The sequence below is a fragment of the Nocardia sp. NPDC058497 genome (assembly GCF_042720195.1).
In the GTDB taxonomy this organism is placed as follows: domain Bacteria; phylum Actinomycetota; class Actinomycetes; order Mycobacteriales; family Mycobacteriaceae; genus Nocardia.
On record NZ_JBHXMY010000379.1, the window covers coordinates 1 to 4,888 of the forward strand.

A 4,888-nucleotide genomic window follows, 5' to 3' on the forward strand; every position below is an offset into this window, starting at 1 on the left:
GTCCGGGGTCGTGTTAGGCTCCCCTAACACCCCGCCCCGGGGCACTCGGCGAGTGCACTCGCCCATCGAGCCGAAAGGTTGCTGAGCATGCTCCTTCCTACCCGCACGATCCGTGTCACCGTCGCTACCGCCGCTGCGGCACTCGCCGTTACCGTCGGACTGACCGGTTGCGGCGGCTCCGACGATTCCTCGACGAACGCCACCAGCAGCAGTACCAGTATCGCGGCCGCTCCGTCCAGCATTTCGGCAACCCCGGCTCCGACCGGTGACAACGCCGCCGCCCCCACCGCCGATTCCCTGAAGGCGACGCTGATCAAGTTCGCCGATCCGGCGCTGTCCACCGACGAGAAGGCCAAGCTGATCGTCAACGGCGACGCGCGCAAGTCCAACATCGACCAGATGAACGGCATGCTGGCCGGCTACACCCTCACCTTCGCCGTCGACAACGTCGCGACCAGCGGAAACACCGCGACCGCCGATGTCACCATCACCTCCCCGCACGGCACGGCGCCCGCCTTCCCGGTCACCTGGGAGCAGGTCGACGGCACCTGGAAGCTCTCCGACGCCAGCGGCTGCCTGCTGCTCGGCTTCGCGCAGGCCCCCTGCACGCCCGCCTGAGGCCCGCGCGCGCCCCGGGTAGTCCGCGAGTACAGCCGGGGCCTTTCGCTCGCTGTGAACTGCACAGAGAACCCGCGGTAGCCGTTGCCCGGTGACGGCCGTCCCTTGTCGCGAGACATGACCGCCGTCAGCCGCGCAATCCGAACGCCATGTACGGCGACGGGGTGGTCACCGGACGCGGCCTGATCGGCGGCAGGCCGGTCGGTGTCGTCGCCGATCAGCCGCTGGTGCGATCGACGCCGGCTCAGTCGGGCAGCCGCCGGACGTAGAGCTGCTGGGCGGCGCGGGCCACGAGTGTGCCGTTCCCGTCGACGATCTCGGCGCAGTGCTCCGTGAACGACTTCGCCCCCTTATCGGTGGCCAGCCGGATCTCGGCGACCTGCTCATGCGACAGGCCCATGGTGGCGCTGACGGTGCCGCGGCCCGGGGTGAGGAACTCGATGGACCCGGTGATGTTCCAGATCCGGTAGCCGCGGCCGAGCTGGCCGTAGGCCATGATCGCGAAGAACGGGTCGGTCATCGAGTACAGGGTGCCGCCGAACGCGGCCCGGTTGGGACTGTTGCGGTTCCACGGGCGCACCGTGTAGGCGACGCGGACCGAAGTCCAGTCGGCGGCAATGTGTTGCACCCGCACCCCGCCGAACAGATACGGCGGGAAGACGTTGAACAGCGCGCGGTAGATCCGCGGTGACTCACCGGGATACAGCGTCCCGGCGGACGGGTCCTTCGCGGCGGGTTCGATTCTCGACATGGGGTCCCCTCCCTGCCCCGGCCGATGGGCCGGGATCCACGCCGTCCCCGGGGGGCGGCTTTCGATATGGGCACTCGGGCGCCCACATCGAAAGCTGCCCCGGAACCGGGGAGCCGAAACCTCGTCAGCCCTTCGACGGACGCCGCTGCGGCTTGGGGGTGACCGTTCCTTCGGCGAGCCGGCGCGCGCTCACCAGGAACGCGGTGTGGCCCTGCATCCGGTGTTCGGGGCGCACGGCCAGGCCGACAACGTGCCAGCCGCGGACCATCGACTCCCAGGAGCGCGGTTCGGTCCAGCACTCCTGCTCACGCAGCGCCTCGACGACCTTCGACAGCTGGGTGACGGTCGCGACGTAGACGATCAGCACGCCACCGGGCACCAGCGCCTTGGACACGGCGGGCAGCGCGTCCCACGGGGCGAGCATGTCCAGGACCACGCGGTCGACCTGCTCACCCTCGTACTGGGCGACGTCGGCGACGGTCAGCGACCAGTTTGCCGGGCGTTCGCCGAAGAACGTCTCGACATTGCGCATCGCGTGCTCGGCGTGGTCGTCGCGGATCTCGTAGGAGATAACTTCACCCTCGGGGCCGACCGCGCGCAGCAGCGAGCAGGTCAGCGCGCCGGAGCCCGCGCCTGCCTCGAGCACCCGGGCGCCGGGGAACACATCGCCCTCGTGGACGATCTGCGCGGCGTCCTTGGGGTAGATGACGGCCGCACCGCGCGGCATCGACAGCACATAGTCGACGAGCAGGGGGCGCAACGCCAGGTAGGGGGTGCCGTTGGTGGACTTCACGACGGTGCCCTCGTCGGTGCCGATGAGGTCGTCGTGCTTGATGCCGCCGCGGTGGGTGTGGAATTCCTTTCCTTCCTCCAGCACCACCGTGTAGAGGCGCCCCTTGGCATCGGTCAGCTGCACCCGGTCCCCGATGGCGAATGGACCGGTCCGTCTGGCCGTCATGGATCTCCGTTCTTCGAATGAAGCCTCCAGCCTGCCAGGTCGGCGCGCTCACCCACCGAACGGGGTGACCCGTCGCGGCTACTTCGCCGCCGCCAGCACCCGCTGCTGCTCGCGGGCTCCGGCGTGCGCGTCGTCGCGGGTCTTGGCCCAGACCTCGGCGACATGTCGTCCGGCGGTGACCAGGCACACCCAGGCGTTGGCGTGCTCGTTGCCGTCGGTGAGGCAGGACACGCCGGGGACGCCGGCCGGTGCCGGGGCTGTCTTCATGTCCCGCGCGGTGCCGATCGCGGCGGCGGTGGCGGTGGCGAGTTCGATCGCGCCCGCCGCGTCGGCGGCGCGGTAGACGGTGCTGCCCTTGTTCGCCATCGCGCTCACACCCACCTTGGGGTAGAGCGTCACCGCGGCCTGCTGGTCCTCGGCGAACAGCAGCGCGGCGTGCTGCCGGTAGGCCCCGCGGCCGCCGCCGTTGTCGCCGACGGAGAGCACGTAGATGCCGTCCGGGTCGTAGGGCAGCCGGGCGAGCTCGGATTCCGGTGTCGGAGTGAACGCTTCGAGCAGCGGCCGCTGACGTTTCAGGGCTTCGACGACGGTCGCCTCGATCTCGGAACGCCCGCCGGCGCGGACTTCGGTGAAGATCACATAGTCGCGGTAGGGCGTGAAGGCCATGCCCTCGAGCCTGCCCCGTTCCTCGAGGAGCACGAACCGGGCCTCCGGGGCGTCGGCCACGGTGGCGGGGGTCCAGTCGGCGCTCTGCATCATCCCGCGGTCGGAGGTCGCGGCCGCCGCGAACTCGGTGGCCGCGGAGGCCGCCGTGGCGGCATCAGGGAAGCGCATCACGCCGTGGGTGAGCCAGTCGGTCCCGGCGGTGCCCTTGCCGCCGTTGGAACGCTGGCTGAGGAAACCGGCCAGCAGGTCGTTGGCGTCGGCGACGGCCGCGATCGCGGCGTGGTGTCCGGTGGAGACCATCAACCGGGCCGAGGTGAGGACATCTGAGCTTGCGTGGCGCACATACCGCGGGTCGATGTCGGTGGGCAGCGCCAGCACCTCCGCGATCCGCATGCCCTCGGCCAGCTTGCCCGTCCGCAGTGCCTGCTCCGGACTCTCGGTGGTGGTCGCCGCCGACGACGTCGGTGCAGGTACCCGCACCGTCTTGCCCGGTTCCTCGCACGCGCTCAGCGCGATCATCGCGGCCACGGCCGCCCCCACCCGAATCATTCGACGCATGCGGTGATCTTGGCAGAACGGCACCGCCGCGACCGAATCGCCGGGATCGGTGTCGGTGCTTGCCGATACCCTGCGAATCATGTCAGTGCCCGTGTCCGTATCCCTCGCCGACGATACCGCCGGCGAACCGGTCCGCCGGTCGCGTCCGGCGTTGTCGCCTTCGCGGGCAGCCGATTTCAAGCAGTGCCCGTTGAAGTACCGGTTGCGGGCGGTCGACCGGATTCCGGAGCCGCCGTCGCGGGCAGCCGTGCGCGGCACCGTCGTGCACGCGGTGCTCGAGGACCTGTTCGGGCTGCCCGCGGCCGATCGGCATCCGCGGCGGGCCGCCGAGCTGGTGCCCGGTGCGTGGGATCGGGTGCGCGCCGATCGCGACGGTATCGACGAGCTGGTCGCAGACGGCGGCCCGGAGGCGCTGTTCGAGGAGGTGTTGCGGCTGGTCGAGAGTTACTACGAGCTGGAGGACCCGACCAGGTTCGAGCCGCACGCGCTCGAGGAGCGGGTGGAGGTCGATCTCGCCGGTGAGATCCCGCTGCGCGGGTTTGTCGACCGCATCGATGTCGCCCCGAACGGCCTGCTGCGGGTCGTCGACTACAAGACCGGCCGCGCCCCCGGCCCGCTGCACGAGGCGCGGGCACTGTTCCAGCTCAAGTTCTACGCGCTGATGATCCTGCGCACCCGCGACATCGTGCCCGCCCAGCTGCGCCTGATCTATCTGGCCGACAAGGTGCTACTCACCTACACCCCCGACCGCGAGGAACTGGAGCGCTTCGAACGCATCCTGATCGCGCTGTGGCAGGCGATCCTCGAAGCGGGCCGCACCGGCGACTTCCCGCCGAACCGCAACACCATGTGCCGCTTCTGCGATTTCCAGAACCTGTGCCCGGAGTTCGGCGGCACCCCACCGCCGTATCCGGGCTGGCCGCAGCAGGATTCGACGCCGGTCGAGCTGGGTCTGCCGGACGTGCGCCCGCCCGAGGACGTCTGAGCGCCGGGCTCCACCGTCGATGATCGCGATGTTGATCCCACACCGATTGCACTCACCCTGAACCGATCTCGCGGACCATCGCACGATAGGCTGCACAATTGTTCAGGATTGGATCGCTCAGGGGTGGGGAACAGCATGCGCGTGACCGGAAAGGTGCGCGTCGGCGCGCTCGTCTCGATCGGAGTGGTCGCGGCACTGCTGATCAACGCATTCCTGGTGGACCGTGACACCCGCTCCGCCGAGTCGTGGGGGGGGGGCCGCGCGGGCGCGGCGGGCGCTGCCCCCAACAACGGTCACCGTTGACTCCGCGCCCGCGCCCCACCCGCCCCCCGAGGCCACGCCAGCGCTATCG

6 protein-coding genes and 1 pseudogene are annotated in these 4,888 nt (G+C 70.1%); 4 read left to right on the plus strand and 3 right to left on the minus strand.

Going from position 1 to position 4,888, the window contains the following annotated elements; all coding sequences use genetic code 11:
* The first annotated feature begins 87 nt into the window (after positions 1-87).
* Positions 88-618: a hypothetical protein gene (locus tag ACFWPJ_RS22455; protein ID WP_378854285.1), complete on the plus strand. Its 531-nt coding sequence runs from the start codon at positions 88-90 to the stop codon at positions 616-618.
* 125 nt (positions 619-743) lie between these two features.
* A pseudogene (locus ACFWPJ_RS22460) lies at positions 744-840 on the plus strand (hypothetical protein); the annotation flags it as partial.
* 22 nt (positions 841-862) lie between these two features.
* Here the strand turns inward: ACFWPJ_RS22460 and ACFWPJ_RS22465 are convergent.
* The 3 genes from ACFWPJ_RS22465 to ACFWPJ_RS22475 form a co-directional block, all read right to left on the minus strand.
* Positions 863-1,369 (minus strand): DUF4442 domain-containing protein, encoded by a 507-nt coding sequence (locus tag ACFWPJ_RS22465; RefSeq protein WP_378854287.1) that lies wholly within the window; start codon positions 1,367-1,369, stop codon positions 863-865.
* A gap of 124 nt (positions 1,370-1,493) precedes the next feature.
* Positions 1,494-2,327 (minus strand): tRNA (adenine-N1)-methyltransferase, encoded by an 834-nt coding sequence (locus ACFWPJ_RS22470; RefSeq protein WP_378854289.1) that lies wholly within the window; start codon positions 2,325-2,327, stop codon positions 1,494-1,496.
* Positions 2,328-2,405: 78 nt separating this feature from the next.
* Entirely contained in the window at positions 2,406-3,551 is a 1,146-nt protein-coding gene (locus tag ACFWPJ_RS22475; protein ID WP_378854291.1) for a hypothetical protein, read from the minus strand.
* Between the two features lie 79 nt (positions 3,552-3,630).
* Between ACFWPJ_RS22475 and ACFWPJ_RS22480 the strand changes: the two genes are divergently transcribed.
* Both ACFWPJ_RS22480 and ACFWPJ_RS22485 read left to right on the plus strand, forming a co-directional pair.
* Positions 3,631-4,536 (plus strand): RecB family exonuclease, encoded by a 906-nt coding sequence (locus ACFWPJ_RS22480; protein WP_378854293.1) that lies wholly within the window; start codon positions 3,631-3,633, stop codon positions 4,534-4,536.
* 135 nt (positions 4,537-4,671) lie between these two features.
* Positions 4,672-4,839: a hypothetical protein gene (locus ACFWPJ_RS22485; protein WP_378854295.1), complete on the plus strand. Its 168-nt coding sequence runs from the start codon at positions 4,672-4,674 to the stop codon at positions 4,837-4,839.
* The last annotated feature ends 49 nt before the right edge of the window (positions 4,840-4,888 follow it).